Genomic DNA, 23907 nt, shown 5'->3' on the forward strand with positions numbered 1-23907 from the left:
GTATGCGTACGCGCGAGGGTGGGGAATGGGGCGCGGGTGCGTCAAGCACTTCAAACGAAGATACTCACACGTCCACCGGCATGGCGATGCAAACGACCGGCGAGTTCGAGCTCGACCAGAGCCATCTGCACCGAGCCCGGAGGCGCGCCGGTCTGGCGGATCAGTTCGTCGACCGGCACCGGAGCCGGGCCCAGCATGGCCGCGATTTCTTCGGTGAGCGCCGGATCGTCGCCATAGTCGGGCGGCGCACCGTCAAAGGCGGCAACCCCGTCCTCTCGGAACGTCCAGCGCGCGGTTCCTTCGAACGTCTCGATCAGTTCGGCGATGTCTTCCGCGCTCTGGACCAGGATGGCGCCCTCGCGGATCAGTTGATTGCAGCCGTGCGAACGCGAATCGAGCGGCGATCCCGGCACGGCCATGACTTCACGCCCATATTCGGCCGCGAGCCGCGCTGTGATCAACGATCCCGACTTGGGCGCGGCTTCCACCACCACGGTTCCCGCCGCAAGTCCCGCGATAATCCGGTTGCGCGAAGGGAAATGGCGCGCTTGCGGCTCGGTTCCCGGCGGCATTTCGGCAACTAGCAGACCTTCGGCAGCGATGCGTTCCTGCAAGGCGGCGTGGTCGGGCGGATAGGCAACGTCGATGCCGCCCGCGATCACCGCAATGGTTCCGCCATCCCCCCGAGCGGCCGCGAGCGCCCCGGCATGAGCGGCCCCGTCGATCCCGCGTGCAAGGCCCGACACGACCGCAAATCCCCGTGCGGCCAGTCCGGCGGCAAAGTCGCGCGCCATGCGAACCGCCCCGGCCGAGGCATTGCGCGCACCGACCATCGCCACCGCAGGCTGATCGAACAGCGCGTCATTCCCGCGCACGGTCAGGATCGGCGGCGGGTTTTCCAGATTGCCCAGCATAACCGGATAGGCGACATCGTCATGAAACAGGTATCGCGCCCCGGTCCGGTCGGCAGCTTCGACTTCGGCCTCGATCCGGTCCGTTCCGATCGGGCGATAGGGAGCCCCGCCGCGCGCGGAGAGGTCCGGCAAGGCGGGCAAGGTCGCGATCGCGCTGCCGAAACGGCGCAGGAGCTGATAATAGCTGACCGGACCGATGTTCGGCGATCGCAACAGGCGCAGCCGCGCGAACCGTTCGGCCTCCGACGCTTCGGATGCCGGCCCCCAATTTGCCCCCCGCGTTGCCATCAGCGCCCCTTGCCGACGCGCGGTTCGGTGCCTGCCAACAGTCGGGCGATATTGGCGCGATGGAGCCACACCACCAAAAGGGCGAGCGGCGCCAGCACCGCCGCATAGCGCGGATGCCCGAACACCAGCGCGGCGATCGGCGACGCCACCGCCGCGCTCATGCCGCCGACCGACGAAATCCGCGTGGCATAGAGCATGCCCAGCCACACCACCGCATAAACAAGGCCGATCGGCCAGGCGAGAGCCATGGAGACCCCCATCAGCGTCGCCACGCCCTTGCCCCCGCGAAACTGCAGCCAGACCGGAAAACAATGGCCGATGACGGCACCAAGGGCCGCGAGCCCTTCACTGCCCGGCCAGAGCGCACGCGCGAGACAGACTGCCGCAGCCCCTTTGGCAAGATCGAGCAGCAGCGTCCCTGCCGCCAACCCCTTGCGTCCGGTGCGCAGCACGTTGGTCGCGCCGATGTTGCCCGATCCGATCGCGCGCAGATCTCCCGCGCCGCCCATACGGGCGAGGATCAGCCCGAACGGTATCGAGCCGAAGACATAGCCGAGCACCCCGGCAAGAGCGAAGGCGCCCGCAGCGCCATGAGCATCCAATCCATCCACGGGGGGCGATGTAGCCGCAGCCGTGGGCAAAGGGGAGAGGGATCTCGACCTTTTTGCAACGATTGCCCATATCCGCGTCATGTCGATCGACCCTGCCCAGCCCATTTTGATGTTCGATTCGGGCGTGGGCGGCCTGTCCGTGCTTGCAAAAATGCGGCTGCTTCTACCGCAGGCGCCGGTGATCTACGTCGCCGACAACGCCGGCTTGCCCTATGGCCAAAAGACCGAGGCGCAGATCGCCGCGCGTGTCTCGGGCCTGCTCGGCCGCATGACCGAACGGCTTCACCCCCGCCTTGTCTGCATTGCCTGCAACACCGCCTCGACGATCGCGCTCGCCTCGGTCCGCGAAGTGCTCGAAGTCCCGATCGTCGGCACGGTCCCGGCAATCAAGCCCGCAGCCGCGATGACGAAGACCGGGGTGATCGGACTGCTCGGTACCGAGGCCACGATCCGTCAGGGCTACGTCGACCGTCTCGAATCCGAATTTGCCGCCGACAAGCGCCTCTTGCGCCATGGCGCGCCCGAACTCGTCACGGCAGCCGAAGCGCGCCTGCGCGGGCGGGACGTCGATCCGGCGGTCTTTGCCCGCGCGGCACAGGCCTTGCGATCCATGCCCGATGGCGACCGGATCGATACCGTCGTCCTTGCCTGCACCCATTTCCCCCTGATCGAGCGGGATCTTGCCCAAGCCTTTGGGCCGGACGTGCGCTTCATCGACGGCTCGGACGGAATCGCGCGTCGGATCGCCCATCTGACGCAAGGACAGGAATTCCTGCGCAAGGAGCCCGATCTTGCGCTTTTCACCCGCGCGGACCCCGACCTTCCCGAGCTTTCCCCTGCCCTTGCGGCGGCCGGACTGACGCGTATCGCGGTCTTCTGACACCACCATATCCGCCATTGGGACAGGGTCGCGAATTCCGGGTGGCAAAGCCCGGAGAAGAGGCGTAAAGCGCCATCCCGGCCCCCGGGGTGGAGGGAAAAAGGGACCACAGGACCGCCGGAGGCGTAATGCGCCTCCATGAACAAAAGGAGCGGCGGGTGAATTACGAACAGGTTTTCGATACCGCTATCGAACGTCTGCATTCCGAAGGGCGTTACCGGGTTTTCATCGATATTCTCCGCAACAAGGGCTCCTACCCCAATGCCCGTTGCTTTGCCGGGCACAACGGCCCCAAGCCGATCACGGTGTGGTGCTCCAACGACTATCTCGCCATGGGGCAGCACCCCAAGGTGATCGCCGCGATGGAAGAAGCGCTGCATGACGTCGGCGCCGGTTCGGGCGGCACGCGCAACATCGGCGGCAACACGCACTATCACATCGATCTGGAAGGCGAGCTTGCCGACCTTCACGGCAAGGAAGGCGCGCTGCTGTTCACGTCGGGCTATGTCTCGAACGACGCAACGCTCTCGACGCTGGCCAAGATCCTGCCGGGTTGCGTGATCTTTTCCGACGAATTCAACCATGCCTCGATGATCGCGGGCATCCGCAATTCGGGCGCGGAAAAGAAGATCTTCCGCCACAACGATGTCGCCCATCTCGAGGAATTGCTCGCAGAGACCGATCCGGCCCTACCCAAGCTGATCGCGTTCGAAAGCGTCTATTCGATGGACGCCGACATCGCGCCGATCCACGCGATCTGCGACCTTGCGGAAAAGTACAACGCGCTGACCTATATCGACGAAGTCCATGCCGTGGGCATGTACGGCGCACGGGGCGGCGGGATTTCCGAACGGGACGAGGCGGCCCACCGCATCGACATCATCGAAGGCACGCTGGGCAAGGCATTCGGCGTCATGGGCGGCTATGTCGCCGCGGACAAGCGGATCATCGACGTGATCCGCTCCTATGCCCCCGGCTTCATCTTCACCACTTCGCTTTCGCCGGTTCTGGTCGCGGGCGTGCTTGCCGCCGTTCGCCACCTCAAGGCGTCGAACGCGGAACGCGAAGCCCAGCAGGAAGCGGCCTCGACGCTCAAGGAACTGTTTGCCGAAGCGGGGCTTCCCGTCATGGCATCGACCACCCACATCGTTCCGTTGATGGTCGGAGATCCGGTGCGCGCCAAGAAGGTGAGCGACATCCTGCTCGCCGAATATGGCGTCTATGTGCAGCCGATCAATTTCCCGACGGTTCCGCGCGGCACGGAACGCCTGCGCTTCACCCCCGGCCCGCAACATACCCGCGCGATGATGGTCGACCTGACCAAGGCGCTGGTGGAGATCTGGCATCGGCTCGATCTCGAGATGAAGCAGGCCGCTTAACGCTTCCTTATCACCGATAAGGCACCCTCTTCTGCGACGTCCTCCAACGAGTGGGCGTCGCAGATGAACCGGCTTGACCTAGCAGGTGGCCTGCCGGTTTCGATCGGGGGATCGCATGCCCAAATACGCCTATTATCGCCTTCTGCTTTCCGCCGGGGCCCTTGCTCTTGCGCAAGCCCCGACAGCCTTTGCCCAATCGGCGCCTGACAAGTCCACGCCCGACGAGGCGAAAGCGCCGACGTTCAACGATCCGATCGTTGTCACCGCATCCCGCATCGCGCAGTCGAAAATCGTCGATCAGCCGGTCACCACGCTCGACCACGCAACCATCGAGACATTGGGCGCAACCAACATCGGGACCGCGTTGCAGCAATTGCCGGTCTTCGGCGTCGCCGCCAACAGTGCCGTCGGAACGCAGGGAACCTTCAGCGCCGGACAGACTTTCGTCAATCTGTTCGACCTCGGCGCCCAGCGCACGCTCACGCTGATCAACGGAACCCGCTCGGTCAGTTCGGCCAGCAGTTCGATCTTCGGCCCGGTTGCCGGGAGCCCGGTCGACCTTGCGCAGATCGCGCCCGACCTTGTCGACCGCATCGAAGTGGTGACCGTCGGCGGCGCCCCGATCTATGGTTCCGACGCGATTGCCGGAACGGTCAACGTGATCCTGAAAAAGAACTTTCAGGGACTGGAAGGCACGTTCTCGACCGGCATCTCGAAATACGGCGACGGCCGGGACATCAACGGGTCACTCCTGTTCGGACGGAATTTCGCGGGCGGGCGCGGCAACGTCACGCTCAATTTCTATTACGATCGCCAGAACGGCATCACCAATGCCCAGCGGTCCTCGATCATCGGCGGGGATTCGGTCTTCACCGGAGCCGCCCGATCGAGCGCGGCGGGCTATCTCTACCAGACCTATTCCAACGGGAAGCACTATTCCCTCTTCACCAAGACCGGCATCCCGCTCGTCGCGGATTCAATCCCCATCCTGGGCACGTCGGCTTTCTCGGCGGTCACGGATGCGGGCGGCAATGCCCTGCGCTTCAACAACAGCGGCCACCTTGTCCCGTTCGTCAACGGCACGGCCACGGGCAGTTCGATCTATCAGGCAGGCGGCGACGGTTTCGCCACCAGCGACTATGGCAACTTCCTGAGCCAGACCGAACGCTATTCGGCAACGCTGCTCTCGCACTACGACATCAACGACCACATTCAGCTGACGGGCGAAGTCTGGTGGGGGCGCAGCTTTGGAACCAACCTCGCCTCCCAGCCCTATTATTCGTCCGCCGCAGCGGGCACAGCCGGGTCCACCAACGGCAACCTGATTTTCAGCACGTCGAACCCGTACCTGAGCGCAACCGACCGCGCTCTGATCGAATCCGCAATCGGCGGGCCCGGCACATTCTATCTCGCCCGGGCGAACACCGACCTCTCCACCGGACAATTCCGCACACGGACCGACGTCTTGCGGATCGTGACCGGCCTCAAGGGCAACTTCGAGGCGGGTGAACGCAAGTTCGACTGGGACCTGACCGCGACTTATGGTCGCTCGGTTTCGGTGACGTCCGCGCGCGAACTCAACCTTCAGAACTTCACCAACGCGCTCGACGCGACGACCGATTCCAACGGCAACATCGTCTGTTCGGGGACGCCGACGAATTCGGCCTATCCGACGCTGAGCAGCACTTGCGCGCCACTCGACGTCTTCGGCACCAATACCGCAAGTTCGGCCGCGATCGCCTACATCACTTCGATCGCCCAGACGCATCAGGTCAACACCCAGTACGACATCGTCGCCGACATCAAGGGTGACCTGGTCCGACTGCCCGGCGGTTTTTCCCGGTTCGTGATCGGCTACGAACAACGCCATGAAACCGCACACTTTGACCCCGGCGCGTTCTATTATGGCTCCGTTGCCAGCGACGGCACCCGGACGGCCTATGGCACCGCAGCGGTCGTCGATCCGGTCGGAGGCGCCTTCACCACGCACGAAGCGTTCGGGGAACTGAAACTTCCGCTGATTTCCGCCGACAATCACGTCCCGCTGGTCAGCCGTCTCGAAATCAACGGCGCAGCCCGTTACGTCACCAACAGCTCGACCAGCAATTTCTGGACCTATACCGGCGGCGGCGCCTACGCGCCGATCCCCGACATCACGTTCCGGGGCAATTACACCCGTTCGTTCCGCGCGCCCTCGATCACCGAACTTTATGCCCCACGCGGGTCGGTCTACAACACCGGGAACGATCCTTGCGATTACCGCTATGTCTCGCAAGGCGCGAACCCGGCGGTCCGTGCCGCCAATTGCGCCAATGCCGGGCTGTCGAGCAACTTCGTCTCGAACATCGTCGACTATGCGATCCAGGGCACCGGAGGCGGCAACACCGGGCTCCAGAACGAAGTCTCGACCAGCTGGACGGCAGGCACGGTGATCGCTCCGCGCGTCATTCCCGGGCTTCAGATCGGCATCGACTATATCAGCATCAGCATCCGCAACGAGATCGCCTCGCTCACCCCGACCGATCTCATGGATGCGTGCTATGACAGCTCGAGCTATCCCAACAACGCGTTCTGCAAGACGTTCACACGGGACTCCTCAGGTCAGGTCACCAGCTTCTCGCAAGGCTACTACAACATCGGCGTCGAGAACCTGCGCGCGCTCCAGGGGTCGATCGCCTACAATCTGCCGTTGCGCCGTGTCGGCCTTCCCGACAGCTTCGGCTCGCTGACGTTCCACGCGGACTTCCTCCATACCTATCGCCATTACTATCGGGTCGGGACCGGCGATCTGGAAAAGGTCGCGGGCGGCATTGAATCCCCCATCGACAACGTCACAACGACGATCACGTATGCGCGCAAGCACTTCAACTGGATGTGGCAGGGCATCTATTACGGCCCCACGCGGATCGACGTGAACGCCGCTGACAGCGACTACCAGTATCCGCGCCAGTCGCCCTATCTCATCGTCAACAGCGCCGTGAGCTTCATCGTCAACGAACATTACACGTTCACGGTCAACGTGAACAACCTGTTCGATCGGGGCCTTCCGTTCCCGTACACGGTCAGCACCAAGCGTTACTATGACGCCATCATGGGCCGCTATGTGCGCGCGACGGTGAAAATCAAACTCTGATACCAACCTGCAATGAGTTCATCTCATTGCAGGTCCGTAAGACGCGACGCGACCCGGACTCCGGAAACGAAAAAGGCCCCACCTTCCGGCGGGGCCTTTTCTTTGGACCGATGATCCGATCAGCGCAGCGAAACGACGTTGTCGCTGACACGCGGATCGACGCGATCCCCGCGATACTGGCTCGACATCGGTTCGTCGGCGACTTCGCACACTTCGGTCGCGCCAAAGCCGTTGAAGCGGGTCTTCATCGCCGCGCCATAAGCCCCGAGCATGCCGATTTCGATATAGTCGCCCGAACGGATGTCTGCGGGCAGTTCGAACGGACCTTCCATGTGATCCATGTCGTCACACGTCGGGCCGTAGAAGCTGAAATCGGCATTATCACCGTTCGCATCCTCGCGCAGGAGACGAACGGGAAAGCGCCAACCGACATGGGCGGCATCGAACAACGCGCCATAGGCCCCGTCGTTGATGTACAGTTCGTCACCGCGACGCTTTTCCACGCGCACGATCATCGAATTGTATTCCGCCGACAGCGCACGGCCCGGTTCGCACCACAGTTCCGCCGAATAGGACACCGGCAGCGATTCATAAGTGCGGTCGATCAGCGCGAAGTAGTCTTCAAGCGGCGGCGGCTCCATGCCGGGATAGATCGATGGGAACCCGCCACCGACATCAATGATGTCGACAGTGACGGACGCATCGACAATCGCCGCACGCGCCTTTTCCAGCGCCTGCACATAGGCATGCGGGCTCATCGCCTGGCTGCCGACGTGGAAGCAGATGCCGAGGCAATCGGCAAGCTGGCGGGTCGCCTGAAGCAGTTCGGCTGCATCCGAAAGCTCACAACCGAACTTCGACGCGAGGCTCAGCTCGGAATATTCCGAGGAGACGCGCAGACGAACGCAGAGCGTGAGGTCGGTGGGTTCGACCCCGTCGTTCGCTTCGGTCGTGGCGAGCCGGATCTTTTCCAGTTCTTCGAGCGAATCGAGACTGAACGTGCGAACACCGTGGTCGCGATAGGCTTCGAGAATGGCCGAAGGAGCCTTCACCGGGTGCATGAAGCACAAGGTGGCTTCGGGCAGCAGACCACGCACCAGACGCGCTTCACCGACGGAAGCGACGTCATAATGCGTGACACCGGCATCCCAGAGCACGCGGATCAGATCGGGCGACGGGTTGGCCTTCACGGCGTACAGCGTCTTGCCCGGAAACTTCTCGACAAAGAAGCGGGCAGCGCGCGCAGCGGCGTGCGGGCGATTGAGAATGGCGGGTTGGTCAGGCGCGGAAGCGCGGACTACGGCCAGAGCGTCAAGATGAAGCTGCAACTCAAGGGACCCCCAAACGAAACGGTTGAACAAGGCTGCCTTGCGGTTTGGAAGTCCCCATGGGGCAGCGGAAGGGCTACATAGCCCCCCCGGTGCGAGTTTCAAGGGGAAAATTCGCGGGTTCAGACAACCGTCAAGAAACTGAAACACAAGTGCCTTGCCCGGACCGGGCACGACTGCGCGACTCGTTGGAAATCAGGCGTTGAGCGCGCGACCAAGCGCTTGCCACAAAGGCACGGAAATTGGATCGTTCCCGCTCCCCGAAGCAACCGGATGCGAGGCGAATCGTGCGATGGTCAGGCCCGATTCCGGGGCAATCCACAGCGTCTGCCCATGAATTCCCCGCGCACTGAACCCGCCGTCGGATCCATGGCTGTGCCACCACTGGCTGCCATAGCTCCAGCCCGGCAAGGCGGGGTAGCGCACCGCGTCGAAAAGTGCCGGATCGCCACCCTGCCGGATCGCCCTGATCGCCATATCGGGAATAACGCCCTCGCCGCCTTTGCGGATCGCTTCCCCGAACCGGGCAAGATCCTCGAGCCTCAGGCACAGCCCGCCACCAGCAAAGGGCGTTCCGAGCGGATCGACCAGAACATCGGCCTCGCCAAGCCCGAGCGGATGCCACAGCCGCTCGCCAAGTGCCCTCGCGAACGACATCCCGCCAACCCGCGTCAGGATCCAGTTGAGAACGTCGGTATTGGCCGTGCGATAGGTGAAACGCTCGCCATGAGCCCCGTCGGCCTCGACCGTGCGCAGGAAACCCCAGAGGTCGCGCGGCCCCGTATAATCGGGCGCGGTCGGCAGAAAACCGACAGCCGAGCTATAGGCGCCGATGCCCGAATGGGGATCGGTATAGTCCTCGCTGAAATCGACGGCCGTCGTCATGTCGAGGACTTGCCGCACGCTGGCATTGCCGAAACCACTGTCGGCGAGTTCGGGAACATAGGCCGCGACCTCGGCTGCGGGATCGAGCTTTCCTTCGGCAATCAGGATTTCGGCAAGCGTCCCGGCAAAGCTCTTGGTCATCGAAAAGGCGATGTGGCGTGTTTCCGGCCCGGTCACGCCGAACCAGCGTTCGTAGACCACCGCCCCTTCGTGCAGGATGAGAATGCCGTCGGTATAAGTCGCCAGAAGCGCCTCATCGAGCGTCATCAGCGCTGTCGCATCGAGCGGAGTGAATTCGAGATGCCCAAGATCGGCCGCGATCCGGCGGGGGAGCGGGCTGCTCCCCTCCCCCTCAACCCGAACCGAGGGCAGGATTTCGCGGAAATGGGAAAATGCCCAGCGCGTCTTGGGAAACTGCCAGTGATCGCCGCGCCGCCACAAGACCTGGCGCTCGGGCGGTGGCGGAAACCCCTGCATCCAGCCCATGGTCAGCGGATCGCTGGCGATTGCATCCAGCAAGGGCTCGGTCATGTATGTCTCTCCCGTTCGGTTCGGGCCGAGACTGCCGCAAAGGCTGCGGCAATCAAGTCCCTGCCCGCACGATGAGATACACGATGAGATAAACTCATCGTGCACCGGGATCATCAAAGCGCGATCATGAAAGACGGTCGCGGAAATCCTCGTAAGAGAACGAGCGCACGCATTCGAGCACGTCGCTCTCACTGTCCCACAGCCAGATCGAGGGAAGCGGCACGCCGTTGAACGTGGTCGTCTTGACCATCGAATAGTGCGCCTGATCGAGAAACGCGAAACGCACGCCCGGCTCGCACGGCACCGGCAAGCGATAATCGCCGATGACATCCCCGGCGAGGCACGACGGCCCGCCCAGACGCACGGCCGTCTCGCCGCTGCCCTCGCCCCATTCGCCGAGCATCGCCGGGCGATAGGGCGCCTCCAGCACGTCGGGCATGTGGCAGGTCGCCGAAATGTCGGTGATTGCGATCGGCATCCCGTTTTCATGCCGGTCGAGAACGGTGCCGACGAGAATGCCTGCGTCCAGCGCAACCGCTTCACCGGGTTCGAGATAGATCTCGCAACCCGTTTCCGCCTTCACCGACTTCAGGAATTCGACAAGCTCGTCACGCTGGTAATCGGCGCGGGTGATGTGATGCCCGCCGCCGAAATTCAGCCATTCGAGCTGCCCGAAATAAGGCTTCAGACGTTCCTTCACGGCATCCCAGGTCCGAGCGAGCGGCTCGAAATCCTGCTCGCACAGGGTGTGGAAGTGAATGCCCTTCACCCCTTCGAGATGAGCCTGCGTCAACTGGCTGATCGGGAAACCGAGGCGGGAATGCGGCGCGCAAGGGTCATAGCGCGGCACTTCGCCTTCGGCATGGAGCGGATTGATCCGCAACCCGACGTCAAAGCTGCATCCCCGGGCCCGAGCAGTTGCCAGAACGTCGGCAAACCGCGCGATCTGGCCCGGCGAATTGAAAATCACATGGTCGGAAAGCTCACAGATCTCGGGCAGGTCCTGCGCCTTGTACCCGGCGCAATAGGTCGCGATCTCGCCGCTGTAATGCTCGTCGGCGAGCTTTGCTTCCCACAGTCCCGAAGTGCACACGCCGTCGAGATAGTCCCCGACCAGCGGCGCGACCTTCCACATGCTGAACGCCTTGAGCGCGGACAGCAGCTTGATCCCGGCGCGGTCGCGGATGTCCGCAAGCACGCCGAGATTGCGCCGCAAGGCCGCCGCGTCGACGACAAAAGCGGGGCTGTCGACCCGCGACAGGTCGAAATGGGCAAATGCCCCCGGATCGCCAGCCCTCGTTTCCATCGTCTTTCTATCCTTTGCTCAGAACTGCACCGGACCGTCGAGTTCCTTGACCTGCCAGGGCAGGCCATGGGCATTGAGCATGTCCATGAAGGGATCGGGATCGAACTGTTCCATGTTGAACACGCCCGCACCCGACCAGATGCCCTGCACCAGCATGGCCGCGCCGATCATCGCCGGAACGCCGGTGGTGTAGCTGACCGCCTGGTTGCCGGTTTCGGCATAGGCTTCCTCGTGGTCGCAGATATTGTAGATGTAGAACGTCTTTTCGACGCCATCCTTGGTGCCGGTGGCGATGTCGCCGATGTTGGTCTTACCCTTCGTCGTGGCCCCGAGCGAAGCGGGTTCGGGCAGCACTGCCTTCAGGAACTGCAGCGGGATGATTTCCTTGCCTTCATAGATCACCGGATCGATCCGGGTCATGCCGACATTCTGCAAGACGGTAAGGTGCGTGATGTAGGCATCGCCAAAGGTCATCCAGAACCGGGCGCGCTCCATTTCCGGCAGGAAGCGAGCGAGGCTTTCCAGTTCCTCGTGATACATGAGGTACATGTTCTTCGGCCCGACTTGTTCGAAGTCGAAGCTGTGCTTGACGCTCATCGCCGGGGTTTCGATCCATTCGCCGTTTTCCCAGTGACGCGCCGGAGCGGTCACTTCGCGAATGTTGATTTCCGGGTTGAAGTTGGTCGCAAAGGCCTGCCCATGGTCGCCGCCGTTGCAGTCGAGAATGTCGAGCGTGCGGATGGTGTCGAGCTTGTGCTTCTTGAGCCACATCGCAAAGACGCTGGTCACGCCCGGATCGAAACCCGACCCCAAAAGCGCGGTCAGGCCCGCTTCCTTGAAACGTTCCTGATAGGCCCACTGCCACTTGTATTCGAACTTCGCTTCTTCGCGCGGTTCATAGTTGGCCGTGTCCATATAGTTGACGCCCGCGGCAAGGCAGGCGTCCATGATCGACAGGTCCTGATACGGCAGCGCCAGATTGACGACGAGAACCGGCTTTACTTCCGCAATCAGCGCAGTCGTGGCGGCAACATCGTCGGCATCGATCTGATACGTCGCGACATCGCGTCCGGTACGCGCCTTCACCGATGCGGCAATGGCGTCGCACTTCGACTTGGTCCGGCTGGCGAGGGCAATCTCGCTGAAAATGCCGGGGTTCATCGCCATCTTGTGAACGGCGACCGAGCCGACGCCGCCGGCGCCGATGACAAGGACCTTGGCCATGGGAATCTCCCCCTGAAAGAGTGAGCTGCGCGCAAAGGGGCGCGACAGACAATGGGGCGGGCGTTTAGGGTATCACGATGACAAACCCAAGTCCCCTTTCGCAGGTTCCGCACAGCATCGCCGCACCATACCGGGAACCCACCCGCGCGGGCGTTCTGGCCGCTGCGGAAAAGCTTGCGGCACTGGTGCCGCAAACGCCGCTGCTGCCAATCGTCCTTCCCTCGGGGCAAACGGTCTGGGCCAAGGCCGAATGCTTGCAACCGGTGGGATCGTTCAAGATTCGCGGGGCATGGCACCGCTTGTCCGACATGACAGCGGAAGAACGTGCGCGCGGCATCGTCGCGGTTTCGAGTGGGAACCATGCGCAAGGCGTCGCCTGGGCCGCAAAGCGGCTCGGCATTGCCGCCCGGATCGTCATGCCCGCCGACGCGCCGGCGGTGAAGGCAGAGGCAACCCGTGCCATGGGAAGCGAGGTCGTTCCTTATGACCGTGCAACCGAATCGCGCGACGCCATCGCCGCCGACCTGATCGCGCAAAGCGGCGCAATCCTCGTCCATGCTTTCGGCGATCCATGGGTGATCGAAGGCCAGGGCAGCATGGGCATCGAGCTTTCCGCCCAAATGGAAACATGGGCGGGCGGCACGCCCACGCGCATCGTCTGCCCATGCGGCGGCGGCGGGCTTGCCTCGGGCCTTGCCATCGCCTGCCCTGACGCTGAAGTCGTGCCGGTCGAACCCGAAGGGTGGGACGATGTCGTACGCAGTCTGGACAGCGGAAAAATCGAGGCCGTCGCGAAAGATGCAACGGCAACATCATGCGACGCCCTGCAGACGACGCAGACATATCCCATGAATTTCAACATCATGAAGTCACACGCCATGCACGGCGTCACCGTAACCGACACCGAGGTCCACGCCGCGCAACGCCTTGCCTTTTCCGCGCTTCACCTTGTCGTCGAACCCGGCGGGGCGACTGCTCTGGCGGCACTGATGGCCGGGAAAGTTCCTGCCGACGGGCGCACGGCGGTCATCCTTTCGGGCGGCAATGTCGATCCGATCGCCTTTGCACGGACGATTTCCGCCGAGGCCTGACGCCCGCACGCTTGCCACAAATCCGCAACAGCACCGTCGTATACCTATATGAAATTGTCATAGGGTCATTACGCATGGTCATGAAATCGGCACGGCAGGCACAGGGCAGCAACACTTCCGACAATGCCGGAAAGCCGCCGATCACGCATGCCGTCGTCCGCAAAGGCGCCGGTGTTGCCGGAAAAGTGCTCGATCACGCTTTTGCCCTCGCGTTTCGCGGGCTGGTCTATGCCCAGATCTGGGAAGACCCGGAAATCGACATGGAGGCGCTGGCGATCCGGCCCGACAGCCGGGTGGTCGCGATTGCCAGCGGCGGATGCAACGTCCTCTCCTATCTCGTCGCCGATCCGGCGGCGATCACGGCCGTCGATCTCAACACCGCCCACATCGCGCTCAACAAGCTGAAGCTCGCTTCGGCGCAGCATTTGCCCGATTACAAGCATTTCCGCCGTTTCTTTGCCGAAGCCGACCGTCCGTCGAACATCGCGGCCTATCACGCCTATGTCGCCCCCTTCCTCGACGAACCGACGCGGAGCTATTGGGAAGGACGCGACCTCACGCTGCGTCGGCGCATCGGCGGCTTTCGCAAGGGCATCTACAAGCGCGGACTGCTCGGCGGCTTCATCGGCATGGCCCACCTGCTCGCCCGTCTCTATCGCGTCGATCTCCACGCCATTCTTGACGCGCCCACGCGCGAAGCCCAGCGCACCATCTTCGAGGCGCAGATGGCGCCGGTGTTCGATCGCAAGTTCGTCCGCTGGCTGACCGAACAGCCTGCCGCACTGTTCGGCCTCGGCATTCCGCCCGCCCAGTTCGACGCGCTCGCTGGGGATCAGCCGATGGCGCAAGTCCTGCGCCGTCGCCTCGAAAAGCTCGCCTGCGACTTCGCGGTCGAGGACAACTATTTCGCGTGGCAGGCCTTTTCGCGCGGGTATAGCAGGGACGCCGATGCGCCCCTCCCCCCCTATCTGCAGGAAGCGAACTGGGACAAGGTGCGCGCCCGCGCCGACCGCGTCACCGTCCGCCACGCCAACCTGACCGAACATCTCGCCGCGCAGCCGGATGCCTCGCTCGACCGCTATGTCCTGCTCGACGCGCAGGACTGGATGAGTGACGCTCAACTCAATGCCCTGTGGCGGGAAATCACCCGCACCGCCCGCCCCGGCGCGCGCGTCCTGTTCCGCACTGCGGCCGAGCCCAGCCTGCTCCCCGGCCGGGTCGCCGACGACCTGCTCGCCCGCTGGACCTATCACGGAGAAGCCTCGGCCGATTATACCCGGCGCGACCGCTCGTCGATCTACGGCGGCGTCCATCTCTACGAGCTTGGCGCATGAACACGGCAGGCACGCTTCCCGGTCATGGGGCGCTGATGGACGCGATCTATCGGCGGCAGAAACACATCTATGACGCGACGCGCAAATATTACCTGTTCGGTCGCGACCGGCTGATAGCGGGAATGCATGTGCGCCCTGGCCAACGCGTGCTTGAACTGGGCTGCGGGACGGGGCGCAATCTCGCGCTGATCGGGCGGCGCTGGTCCGGCGCGCGTCTGTTCGGGCTCGATATCTCGCGCGAGATGCTCGACCATGCACAGGCGAAGCTGGGCACGCGCGCTCTGCTCGCCGTGGGTGATGCGACATCGTTCGACACCGCCGCGCTGTTCGGCGAGGACGGCTTCGACCACATCGTCCTATCCTATGCCTTGTCGATGATCCCCGACTGGCGTGGGACCATCGTCCATGCTGCCGGACAACTGGCGCCGGGCGGGCAACTCCACATCGTCGATTTCGGCGATCTCACCACCATGCCGCGCCCTCTGGCAATGCTGCTTCGTCGCTGGCTCGACCTGTTCCATGTCGCCCCGCGCGACAACATGGAAACGGTCGCAGCCCGGATCGCTGCCGAGAACGGCCTGTGGCTAGGCCAGGAACATGGCCCATTGCGCTACTATCGCCGCCTGATCCTCAAGCGGCGTTAGTCTCGAACGAACAAGCTGGCGAGTTCGACGTGGGTGGACCAGCGGAACTGGCCCACCGCGCGCAAGGCGGCAAGACGATAACCGCCTTCGATCAACTGCGCCGCATCGCGTGCCCAGCTTGCCGGATTGCAGCTGACATAGACGACGCGCGCGACTTTCGACGCGGCGATCTGCCCGACTTGCTCGCGCGCACCCGCACGCGGCGGATCGAGCACGACCCCGCCAAAGCGATCGAGTTCCTCGGTCCGCAACGGATTGCGGAACAAGTCACGGTGAAGCGCATGGACCGAGCGTCCGTTCATCCGCGCCGCGCTCTGGCAGGCAAGATGCGTGTCGCGCGCGGCTTCCACCGCGAGCACTTTGGGCGCGGCTCCGGCCGATCCGGCCAGACCGAACGCAAAAGTGCCGAGGCCTGAGAAAAGGTCGGCAACGACACCCACGCCGTCCAGCCATTCCCGAGCAGCCCCGACAAGCGCCGCCTCGCCATCGGACGTCGCCTGAAGAAACGCGCCGGGCGGCAGCGCCACCGGGGTTCCGCCCAGAGTGACGGTCACCGGTTCCGGCTCCCACACCGTATCGGGCCCATATCCCGCGTCGGTCGTCAGCCGGGCAAGCCCGTTGTCGCGGGCGAAATCGAGCAGAGCCTCGGTCTGCTCCAATCCTTCCGCCACATAGCCCGACAGACCGACGACAACACCCTGATCCGCAAGGGCAAGCTCAATATCGACCGACAGCTTGCGATCGGCGCGTGCTTCGAACAGACGGCGCAAAGGCGCGACCAGAGCGAACAGAGCGGGCGCAAGCACCGCGCATTCCTTGAGATCGACGATCTTGTGCGACCCCTGCTCGCGAAAACCGATCACCACCCGGCGACCGATCGCCTGGGCATGAAGCGAGGCGCGGCGACGGCTCGACGGAGGCGAGACATGAGCCGCAGGCATCTCGCCCGGATCGATCCCCTGCCCGCGCGCGGCCCCTGCCACCCGGTCGGCGACATAGGTTTCGAGCGCGCGCTCGGACAAATGCTGCAACTGGCAACTGCCGCAGGCAGGGAAATGGCGGCACGGCGGATCGACATGATCGGGGCCACGCGTCAACGTCCCGTCGGCTTCCAGCACGTCACCGGGCGCCGACAGCGGCACATGACGACCATCCGCAGTCGCGCCGTCCCCCTTTGCCGCGACCCGAACGATCAGACCCGCCTCACTCACAACAAACTCCCCAATGCAGGTGCGACGCAATCGGCAAGACCGGTCGCTGAAAAAGCTGCCCCCGCCCGTGCGGCGGCCTCGCCGTGGAGCCACAGCCCCTCGGCAGCAGCGGTCCACGGGTCGCGCGTCACGGCAAGGCGGCTGGCAATGATCCCGGCCAGGACATCGCCACTGCCTGCAACCGACAACCACGACGAGGCACGCGGGGCCAGCAAAAGCCGTCCGTCAGGCCCGGCAATCAGGCTGTCGGCGCCCTTGGCAACGATCACCGCGCCGCTTGCCGCCGCCAGTGCCACCGCGCGCTCGCGCTTGTGACCAATGCCGGGCAGACCATAGGCGCGCTCGAGCGCCGCGAGTTCGCCCTCATGCGGGGTAAAAATCATGCCCGGGCCGACGCCCGGCGCCGGATGCAGGATCATCAATGCATCGGCATCGACCACCGTGGGCAACCCACAGCGAACAACCGAGGCAAAGCGCACCCTGGCCGCCTCATCGCGGCCCAGTCCCGGCCCGATCAGCACGGCGGCAACGCGTCCGTCCTCAAGCGCCTCGCCCGGATCGGCACGCACGACGACAAGATCTGCGGGAATCCCATCCGGCTCGGCCCCGGCGATCAGGCGAAGATAGCCTGCGCCCGCATGAGCGGCAGCCCGCGCCGCCAGCAGCGCCGCGCCCGGCATCGCGCCCCCGACAATCGCGAGGAGGCCCCGCCGATATTTGTGCGCATCGGCCGCCGGCGCGCGCAGATATGGGCGCGCCAGAACATGCGGAACCCCGGGCACCGCCCCACACCCGATATCGATCAGGCGCAGCGCCCCCATCATCGCGGCAGCGGGCATCGCAAAATGCGCATGTTTCCACGCGCCGAGCGAAATGGTCAGATCGTAAGTCGGCAGAGCGGAATTGAGCGGCAGACCGCTGTCGCTTTCGACCCCGCTGGGCAGATCCACCGCGACCCGACGGTGATGGCGTGCGGCCAGTCGAACAAGCAAGGCATGGAGATCGTCGGGCAAGGCCCGCGTGAGCCCGCTGCCGAACAGGCAATCGACGAAGACTTCGCCATGAGGCAGATCGCCCGGAATCCCCTCGTGGATCGTTCCACCAAAGGCCGCGCGCGCAGCGGCAGCCGCCGCCGTCCCGGGCGGAAGCGGCGCGAAGACCTGCACCGCGACACCCCGGTCGGCAAGGTGGCGGGCAATCACATAGCCGTCGCCGCCGTTGTTCCCCGGCCCGCACAGCACGGCAACCGACCGTCCGGCGCTGATGCGGTGGACATAGGCGCCTGCGCCGTGCCCCGCCTTTTCCATCAGGGCTTCGACCGAAGTTCCGGCCGCGATCAGATCCTGTTCGGCCGCGCGCATCTGCGCAACGGTCAGAACCTGCGAAAGCACCGCATTACGGTTTCGGGGCATTGTCGGGTTTCACCTTGGCGGGAAAGAGATAGCGATCCGGGCCGACCGTCACCATCAGCCGCCCGTCATTGGCCCATGCGACAAGAGCTTCCTCCACCCCGTCGGCAGAGATGACCCCGCGCCCGTCGGCGACCTTGTGCAAGCGGCGAAATCCGCCGTCCGGGTGATGAACCACGAGAACCAGCCCGGCCTGTTCGACCCGGCACACCGGCGTGAATGCACTGGCCCCGGCAAGAGCGCAGTCGATTGTCCGCATGGCAGGTTCGGGATCGCCGGTCGGTCGACCGCATGCCGGGAGGGCGGCGCATGACGCCACCACCATCATCCATGGGCCAAAGGAAAAGGGCATGCCGCGCATGCCCTTACCCATCCGGCGCTTTGACGACGCGGTCAAGCCCTGCTCAACGTCCGCGCTTGAGCTGGGACAGATCGCGCACGGCACCCCGGGCGGCGCTGGTCGCCATCGCGGCATAGGCTTGCAGCGCGACCGAGACCCGGCGCGTGCGCGCCTTGACCGGCGCCCAGGCAGCCTCGCCACGCGCTTCCATCTCGGCACGGCGAGCGGCGAGAACCTCTTCACTCACGCCGAGCACGATCGAACGGGCGGGAATGTCGATGGTGATGAGGTCGCCGTTTTCGACCAGACCGATCACACCGCCTTCGGCCGCTTCGGGCGAAACGTGACCGATCGACAGGCCCGACGTGCCGCCCGAGAAACGACCGTCGGTGATGAGCGCGCAAGCCGCCCCCAGCCCCTTCGACTTGAGGTAGCTGGTGGGATAGAGCATTTCCTGCATGCCCGGCCCACCCTTGGGGCCTTCATAACGGATGACGACGACGTCGCCCGCCTTGACCTGTCCGGTGAGGATACCGGTCACTGCCGCATCCTGGCTTTCGAAAACAACGGCGGGGCCTGCAAACTTCAGGATCTTTTCGTCGACCCCGGCAGTCTTGACGATGCAGCCGTCGAGCGCGACGTTGCCGGTCAGGACGGCAAGCCCGCCATCCTTGGAAAAGGCATGCTCGACCGAGCGGATCACGCCCTTCTCACGGTCGAGATCGAGATCGTCCCAGCGACGGCTCTGGCTGAACGCCACTTGGGTCGGCACGCCGCCCGGCGCCGCGCGGAAGAATTCCTGCACCGAAGCCGCGTTGCTGCGGCCCACGTCCCACTTCGCCAGCGCATCGCCGAGCGTACGGCTGTGAACGGTCGGAAGGTCGGTGTGAATGAGCCCACCGCGTTCGAGTTCGCCCAGGATCGCCATGATCCCGCCGGCACGGTGGACGTCTTCCATGTGGACGTCGGCCTTTGCCGGGGCGACTTTCGACAGGCAGGGAACCCGGCGGGAAAGGCGGTCGATGTCGGTCATGGTAAAATCGACACCCGCTTCATGCGCGGCGGCAAGCAAATGCAGGACGGTATTGGTCGAACCGCCCATCGCGATGTCGAGGCTCATCGCGTTCTCGAAAGCGCTGAACCCCGCGATCGAACGCGGCAGCGCCGATGCGTCGTCCTGTTCGTACCACCGGCGCGCCAGATCGACGATCAGGCGCCCGGCTTCGCGGAACAGGCGTTCGCGATCGGCATGCGTTGCCAGCATCGACCCGTTGCCCGGCAGCGACAGCCCCAGCGCTTCGGTCAGGCAGTTCATCGAGTTGGCGGTGAACATGCCGCTGCATGAACCGCAGGTCGGGCAAGCCGAACGCTCGATGGTCTTCACTTCCTCATCGGAATAGGCTTCGTCAGCCGCAGCGACCATGGCGTCGACGAGATCGAGCGCGTGCTCCTTGCCGCGCAGGATGACCTTGCCCGCTTCCATCGGTCCGCCCGAAACGAAGACGACCGGGATATTGATGCGCAGGGCCGCCATCAGCATGCCCGGCGTGATCTTGTCGCAGTTGGAAATGCACACCATCGCGTCGGCGCAATGGGCGTTGACCATGTATTCGACGCTGTCGGCGATCAGATCGCGGCTGGGCAGCGAATAGAGCATGCCGTCATGCCCCATCGCGATGCCGTCATCGACCGCGATCGTGTTGAATTCCTTGGCAACGCCGCCCGCGGCCTCGATTTCACCGGCGACGAGCTGCCCCAGGTCCTTGAGGTGGACATGGCCCGGCACGAACTGGGTGAAAGAGTTGACCACCGCGATGATCGGCTTGCCGAAATCGCTGTCCTTCATGCCGGTCGCACGCCACAGGCCACGGGCGCCGGCCATGTTGCGGCCATGGGTGGTGGTGCGGGAACGATAGGCGGGCATTGCGGTCGACTCCGGACTTGCTGTCGCAACGGACAAGATATGACCGTGCGCCCTAAACCAGCCTGCCCGAAAGGTCGAAAGGTAATTTTGCAACCGGATATTCTGGCGGATCTTCTGGCGGATCATCAGGTCACATGCGCAAAGGCCGCATGTGCGTCAGGCGAAATGCGCAAGAACCCCACGCGCAACCCGTTCCAGGCGATTGGCCCATTCCTCCTGCCCCGCCGCATCCGCGATCAGGTCCTGACGCACTTCGACCCCGAAATAGAGGCGCCCGCGACCTTCGGCATGACGGTTCATCGTTTCGTTGAGCAATTGCCCCGAATAGGGCTCCTGATCCCCGACGCACAAACCGTTTTCCTGACGCAAAAGATCGAGCGCGACGCCCGGACCCCGGCGGTCTTCATTGTAAAGCACCCCGATATGCCAGGGGCGTTTCTCATCGGGCCTCGTTTCGAGATGTGGCGTAAAACTGTGAATCGACAAGATCAGCCCTGGCGGCTCGCGGTCGAGAAGATCCGCCAGCGCAGCGTGATAGGGACGGTGGAACCGTGCGATGCGGGCCTCATGGCCCGCATGGTCGAGCGCATTGCCCGGAACGGCATGGCCATCGCTGGCGATCGGGATCACGCTCGGCTCGTTCTCGTGGCGATTGAGATCGCAGACAAGGCGACTGACATTGCCGAGAAAGGCCGCAAATCCGGGCCGCGCGGCAAGCCGCTCGCCAATCCCGGCAACCCCGATGTCGACCGCGACATGGCAATCGAGCAGCGCCGGGGCAATCCCGAGATCGATGTCGGCAGGCACGCGATTGGAAGCATGGTCGGAAACGACCAGAATCCCGCCCGCGCGCGGCGTCCCGACGAGACGCCAGGCTTCCCCGCTTTCGCCCATAGTCAGATCAGCTTTCCGGCAAGGCGCCACCATTCGGGCGGCAGCGAAGCGGCAGCAGCATCGCGCGCCATCACATCGTCAAACAAGGCAAAACAGGTCGCTCCCGACCCGGACATCCGCGATAGCCACGCGCCGCTGCGCGAGAGCTTTTCCAGAACCTGCGCAATGACCGGCACCAGCGCCACGGCGGGCGCCTCGAGATCATTGCGCCCGGTCAGCGCGATCGTACGCAAGTCGCCTTCGGGCATGGGGCCGCGATCGACCTGATCCCAACCACGAAAGACCGGACCGGTCGGCAGCGCAACGCGCGGATTGACCAGCAGCACCGGCGTCCCGGCAAGATCGTTGTCCACTTCGGCAAGGTCGGTCCCGGTGCCGCGCCCAACCAGCGCCCGGCTGGCAACGCAGGCCGGCACGTCGGCACCAAGACCTGCGGCATGCACCTCCCAATCGGACGGAAGGCCGTTAACCCGTTCGACAAGACGGAAAATCGCGCCCGCATCGGCCGAACCGCCGCCAAGGCCCGCCGCGACCGGCAACCGCTTGTCGAGCCGGACGTGCCAGCCTTTCCCATGCGGCAGGAGCGACAAGGCGCGGGTGACGATGTTGTCGCCATCGCCTTCAAGCGCCGAGGAGAATTCGCCGACGACTTCGAGCCGGTCGGCCTCCGCAGGCGTCGCGACCAGTTCGTCACCCGCATCGACGAATGCGAAAACGGTTTCGAGCTCGTGATATCCGTCCGCACGGCGACGACGGACATGAAGCGCCAGGTTGATCTTGGCGTAGGCGGTTTCGTGATAGAGGTCGGCAGTCATCGCGCCCTCCCTGCAAGCGAAAGGGCGCCGGAGCAAGCCCCCGACGCCCTTTTGATGATCCGACCTATCGCCGGATGGAAAATCCCGTTCGGGGATGATCACATATTGGGGTAGTTCGGACCGCCGCCGCCTTCGGGCGTGACCCAGTTGATGTTCTGCGTCTTGTCCTTGATGTCGCAGGTCTTGCAGTGGACGCAATTCTGCGCGTTGATCTGCAGGCGCGGCTGCCCTTCGGCAACTCCCACGAATTCATAGACCCCGGCCGGGCAGAAGCGGGCTTCCGGCCCCGCATAAAGCCGCAGGTTGACGTTGACCGGCACGTCCGGATCCTTGAGCACGAGGTGGCACGGCTGGTCCTCCTCGTGATTGGTGTAGGAATAGGACACGTTGGTCAGGCGGTCGAAGCTGATGACACCGTCGGCCTTGGGATATTCGATCGGCTTGTAAAGGTCCGCGCGCTGCGTTCCTTCGGCATCGATGTGATGCTTCATCGCCTTGACCGGATTGATCCGCAGGACGCGTGCCCACATGTCGGCGCCCGCCAGCACGGTGCCGAGCGCGCCGCCGAACTTGGCGACGAGCGGCTGCGCGTTCTTCACCAGCTTCAGCTCGACCGCGATCCAGCTTTCGCGAACGGCGGTGTCGTATTCGCCCAGTTCGTCATGTTCGCGACCCGACGAGATCGCCGCCGCAATCGCTTCGGCAGCGAGCATGCCCGACTTCATCGCAGTGTGGCTGCCCTTGATCCGGGGCACGTTGACGAAGCCCGCCGAGCAACCGATCAGCGCACCGCCGGGGAACGCAAGATGGGGAACCGACTGCCAACCGCCTTCGTTGATCGCGCGCGCACCATAGGCCACACGGCGCCCGCCTTCGAGAATCGCGCGGATTTCCGGGTGCTGCTTCCAGCGCTGGAACTCTTCGTAAGGCGAAACATAGGGGTTGGCGTAGTCGAGTGCGGTGACGAAGCCGAGCGCGACCTGGTTGTTGGCCTGATGATAGAGGAAGCCGCCGCCCCAGCTGTTCGATTCCGACAGCGGCCAGCCTTGCGTGTGCAGGACGCGACCGGGCACGTGCTTGGCCGGATCGATGTCCCACAGTTCCTTGATGCCGATACCGTAGACTTGCGGCTGGCAATTGCGTTCAAGGTCGTAATGCGCCTTGAGCTGCTTGGTCAGGTGCCCGCGCGCGCCTTCGGCGAAGAGCGTGTACTTGGCATGAAGCTCCATGCCGGGCTGGTAATCGGGCTTGTGCGTGCCGTCGCGGGCAACGCCCATGTCGCCGGTCGCAACGCCCATGACCGCGCCCTTTTCATCGAAAAGCACTTCGGCAGCCGGGAAGCCGGGGAAGATTTCGACGCCAAGCTCGGTCGCCTGTTCAGCGAGCCAGCGGCACAGGTTGCCGAGGCTGCCCGTGTAATTGCCGTCGTTCGACATGAACGGAGGCATCGGCCAGTGCGGAACCGCATACTTGCCCGTCTTGGTGAGGACCCAGTGCCAGTTGTCGGTCACCGGCGTTTCGGCCATCGGACACCCGGACGAGCGCCATTCGGGCAGCAATTCGTCAAGAGCCTTGGGATCGACAACCGCACCCGAAAGGATGTGCGCGCCGATTTCCGAACCCTTTTCGAGAATGCAGACGGAGATGTCCGGATTGACCTGCTTCAGCCGGATCGCAGCCCCCAGCCCCGCCGGGCCACCGCCGACGATGACAACGTCATAGGGCATCGATTCCCGTTCACTCATTCCCCGCTCCGTCCTGCAACA

General features: G+C 64.1%; 19 protein-coding genes. 6 read left to right on the plus strand and 13 right to left on the minus strand.

Annotated elements, in window-relative coordinates; translation table 11 throughout:
- Window positions 1–50 precede the first annotated feature (50 nt).
- Together dprA and plsY are read right to left on the minus strand one after the other, a co-directional pair.
- A complete protein-coding gene (gene dprA, locus Y88_RS04400; protein WP_008066637.1) occupies window positions 51–1202 on the minus strand; it encodes a DNA-processing protein DprA in 1152 nt (383 codons plus the stop codon).
- Window positions 1202–1813, minus strand: coding sequence for a glycerol-3-phosphate 1-O-acyltransferase PlsY (gene plsY, locus Y88_RS04405; protein WP_008066638.1), 612 nt, complete (start codon window positions 1811–1813; stop codon window positions 1202–1204). The genes dprA and plsY overlap by 1 nt, the downstream gene beginning before the upstream one ends.
- Before the next feature lie 79 nt (window positions 1814–1892).
- Here plsY and murI point away from each other — a divergent pair, with 79 nt between their 5' ends.
- The 3 genes from murI to Y88_RS04420 all read left to right on the plus strand — a co-directional run bounded on the left by murI (window position 1893) and on the right by Y88_RS04420 (window position 7205).
- Complete coding sequence (gene murI, locus Y88_RS04410) at window positions 1893–2693, plus strand: glutamate racemase (protein WP_018075374.1); 801 nt, start codon at window positions 1893–1895, stop codon at window positions 2691–2693.
- Between the two features lie 158 nt (window positions 2694–2851).
- Complete coding sequence (gene hemA, locus Y88_RS04415; RefSeq protein WP_018075373.1) at window positions 2852–4072, plus strand: 5-aminolevulinate synthase; 1221 nt, start codon at window positions 2852–2854, stop codon at window positions 4070–4072.
- 115 nt (window positions 4073–4187) lie between these two features.
- Window positions 4188–7205 (plus strand): TonB-dependent receptor domain-containing protein, encoded by a 3018-nt coding sequence (locus tag Y88_RS04420; RefSeq protein ID WP_018075372.1) that lies wholly within the window; start codon window positions 4188–4190, stop codon window positions 7203–7205.
- 119 nt (window positions 7206–7324) lie between these two features.
- Here the strand turns inward: Y88_RS04420 and Y88_RS04425 are convergent, their stop codons facing one another.
- The 4 genes from Y88_RS04425 to Y88_RS04440 all read right to left on the minus strand — a co-directional run bounded on the left by Y88_RS04425 (window position 7325) and on the right by Y88_RS04440 (window position 12479).
- Window positions 7325–8533 (minus strand): type III PLP-dependent enzyme, encoded by a 1209-nt coding sequence (locus tag Y88_RS04425; protein ID WP_008066657.1) that lies wholly within the window; start codon window positions 8531–8533, stop codon window positions 7325–7327.
- A 195-nt stretch (window positions 8534–8728) separates the two neighbouring features.
- Entirely contained in the window at window positions 8729–9949 is a 1221-nt protein-coding gene (locus Y88_RS04430) for a serine hydrolase domain-containing protein (RefSeq protein WP_008066658.1), read from the minus strand.
- Window positions 9950–10073: 124 nt separating this feature from the next.
- The gene (locus Y88_RS04435) at window positions 10074–11255 is read right to left on the minus strand and encodes a carboxynorspermidine decarboxylase (RefSeq protein WP_008066660.1); all 1182 of its coding nucleotides are present in this window, start codon (window positions 11253–11255) and stop codon (window positions 10074–10076) included.
- Window positions 11256–11273: 18 nt separating this feature from the next.
- Window positions 11274–12479, minus strand: coding sequence for a saccharopine dehydrogenase family protein (locus Y88_RS04440; protein ID WP_008066662.1), 1206 nt, complete (start codon window positions 12477–12479; stop codon window positions 11274–11276).
- 77 nt (window positions 12480–12556) lie between these two features.
- Here Y88_RS04440 and Y88_RS04445 point away from each other — a divergent pair, with 77 nt between their 5' ends.
- From Y88_RS04445 to Y88_RS04455, 3 genes are all read left to right on the plus strand, one after another.
- The gene (locus tag Y88_RS04445) at window positions 12557–13570 is read left to right on the plus strand and encodes a threonine ammonia-lyase (RefSeq protein WP_008066663.1); all 1014 of its coding nucleotides are present in this window, start codon (window positions 12557–12559) and stop codon (window positions 13568–13570) included.
- An 80-nt stretch (window positions 13571–13650) separates the two neighbouring features.
- Entirely contained in the window at window positions 13651–14904 is a 1254-nt protein-coding gene (locus tag Y88_RS04450) for a DUF3419 family protein (RefSeq protein WP_408637182.1), read from the plus strand.
- Window positions 14901–15548 (plus strand): class I SAM-dependent methyltransferase, encoded by a 648-nt coding sequence (locus Y88_RS04455; protein WP_008066665.1) that lies wholly within the window; start codon window positions 14901–14903, stop codon window positions 15546–15548. Before Y88_RS04450 ends, Y88_RS04455 begins: the two co-directional genes overlap by 4 nt.
- Here Y88_RS04455 and Y88_RS04460 read toward each other — a convergent pair.
- The 7 genes from Y88_RS04460 to Y88_RS04490 form a co-directional block, all read right to left on the minus strand.
- Complete coding sequence (locus Y88_RS04460; protein ID WP_008066666.1) at window positions 15545–16759, minus strand: class I SAM-dependent RNA methyltransferase; 1215 nt, start codon at window positions 16757–16759, stop codon at window positions 15545–15547. The two genes, Y88_RS04455 and Y88_RS04460, sit on opposite strands and share 4 nt — an antisense overlap.
- Window positions 16756–18171 carry an NAD(P)H-hydrate epimerase gene (locus tag Y88_RS04465; RefSeq protein WP_018075371.1) on the minus strand — a complete coding sequence of 472 codons (1416 nt, stop codon included), beginning with the start codon at window positions 18169–18171 and terminating at the stop codon, window positions 16756–16758. The genes Y88_RS04460 and Y88_RS04465 overlap by 4 nt, the downstream gene beginning before the upstream one ends.
- Window positions 18155–18427, minus strand: a complete 273-nt coding sequence (locus Y88_RS04470) for a hypothetical protein (RefSeq protein ID WP_232280910.1) — start codon at window positions 18425–18427, stop codon at window positions 18155–18157. Before Y88_RS04470 ends, Y88_RS04465 begins: the two co-directional genes overlap by 17 nt.
- A 145-nt stretch (window positions 18428–18572) precedes the next feature.
- The gene (gene ilvD, locus Y88_RS04475; protein WP_018075369.1) at window positions 18573–20432 is read right to left on the minus strand and encodes a dihydroxy-acid dehydratase; all 1860 of its coding nucleotides are present in this window, start codon (window positions 20430–20432) and stop codon (window positions 18573–18575) included.
- Between the two features lie 156 nt (window positions 20433–20588).
- A complete protein-coding gene (locus tag Y88_RS04480) occupies window positions 20589–21326 on the minus strand; it encodes an N-formylglutamate amidohydrolase (protein ID WP_008066677.1) in 738 nt (245 codons plus the stop codon).
- A 2-nt stretch (window positions 21327–21328) separates the two neighbouring features.
- On the minus strand, window positions 21329–22141 hold the full coding sequence (locus Y88_RS04485) for a 4-(cytidine 5'-diphospho)-2-C-methyl-D-erythritol kinase (RefSeq protein ID WP_008066678.1): 813 nt from the start codon (window positions 22139–22141) through the stop codon (window positions 21329–21331).
- A 98-nt stretch (window positions 22142–22239) separates the two neighbouring features.
- Window positions 22240–23886 (minus strand): electron transfer flavoprotein-ubiquinone oxidoreductase, encoded by a 1647-nt coding sequence (locus Y88_RS04490; RefSeq protein WP_018075368.1) that lies wholly within the window; start codon window positions 23884–23886, stop codon window positions 22240–22242.
- Window positions 23887–23907 lie beyond the last annotated feature (21 nt).

Origin of the sequence: Novosphingobium nitrogenifigens DSM 19370 (assembly GCF_000192575.1) — a bacterium.
GTDB lineage: Bacteria > Pseudomonadota > Alphaproteobacteria > Sphingomonadales > Sphingomonadaceae > Novosphingobium > Novosphingobium nitrogenifigens.

Bases quoted from the DNA above. Each gene is read 5' to 3' on its own strand.
- dprA (WP_008066637.1), bottom strand. From the start codon at position 1,202: ATGGCAACGCGGGGGGCAAATTGGGGGCCGGCATCCGAAGCGTCGGAG.
- murI (WP_018075374.1), top strand. From the start codon at position 1,893: ATGTCGATCGACCCTGCCCAGCCCATTTTGATGTTCGATTCGGGCGTG.
- Y88_RS04420 (WP_018075372.1), top strand. From the start codon at position 4,188: ATGCCCAAATACGCCTATTATCGCCTTCTGCTTTCCGCCGGGGCCCTT.
- Y88_RS04430 (WP_008066658.1), bottom strand. From the start codon at position 9,949: ATGACCGAGCCCTTGCTGGATGCAATCGCCAGCGATCCGCTGACCATG.
- Y88_RS04435 (WP_008066660.1), bottom strand. From the start codon at position 11,255: ATGGAAACGAGGGCTGGCGATCCGGGGGCATTTGCCCATTTCGACCTG.
- Y88_RS04440 (WP_008066662.1), bottom strand. From the start codon at position 12,479: ATGGCCAAGGTCCTTGTCATCGGCGCCGGCGGCGTCGGCTCGGTCGCC.
- Y88_RS04445 (WP_008066663.1), top strand. From the start codon at position 12,557: ATGACAAACCCAAGTCCCCTTTCGCAGGTTCCGCACAGCATCGCCGCA.
- Y88_RS04450 (WP_408637182.1), top strand. From the start codon at position 13,651: ATGAAATCGGCACGGCAGGCACAGGGCAGCAACACTTCCGACAATGCC.
- Y88_RS04455 (WP_008066665.1), top strand. From the start codon at position 14,901: ATGAACACGGCAGGCACGCTTCCCGGTCATGGGGCGCTGATGGACGCG.
- Y88_RS04465 (WP_018075371.1), bottom strand. From the start codon at position 18,171: ATGCCCCGAAACCGTAATGCGGTGCTTTCGCAGGTTCTGACCGTTGCG.
- Y88_RS04470 (WP_232280910.1), bottom strand. From the start codon at position 18,427: ATGCGGACAATCGACTGCGCTCTTGCCGGGGCCAGTGCATTCACGCCG.
- ilvD (WP_018075369.1), bottom strand. From the start codon at position 20,432: ATGCCCGCCTATCGTTCCCGCACCACCACCCATGGCCGCAACATGGCC.
- Y88_RS04480 (WP_008066677.1), bottom strand. From the start codon at position 21,326: ATGGGCGAAAGCGGGGAAGCCTGGCGTCTCGTCGGGACGCCGCGCGCG.
- Y88_RS04485 (WP_008066678.1), bottom strand. From the start codon at position 22,141: ATGACTGCCGACCTCTATCACGAAACCGCCTACGCCAAGATCAACCTG.
- Y88_RS04490 (WP_018075368.1), bottom strand. From the start codon at position 23,886: ATGAGTGAACGGGAATCGATGCCCTATGACGTTGTCATCGTCGGCGGT.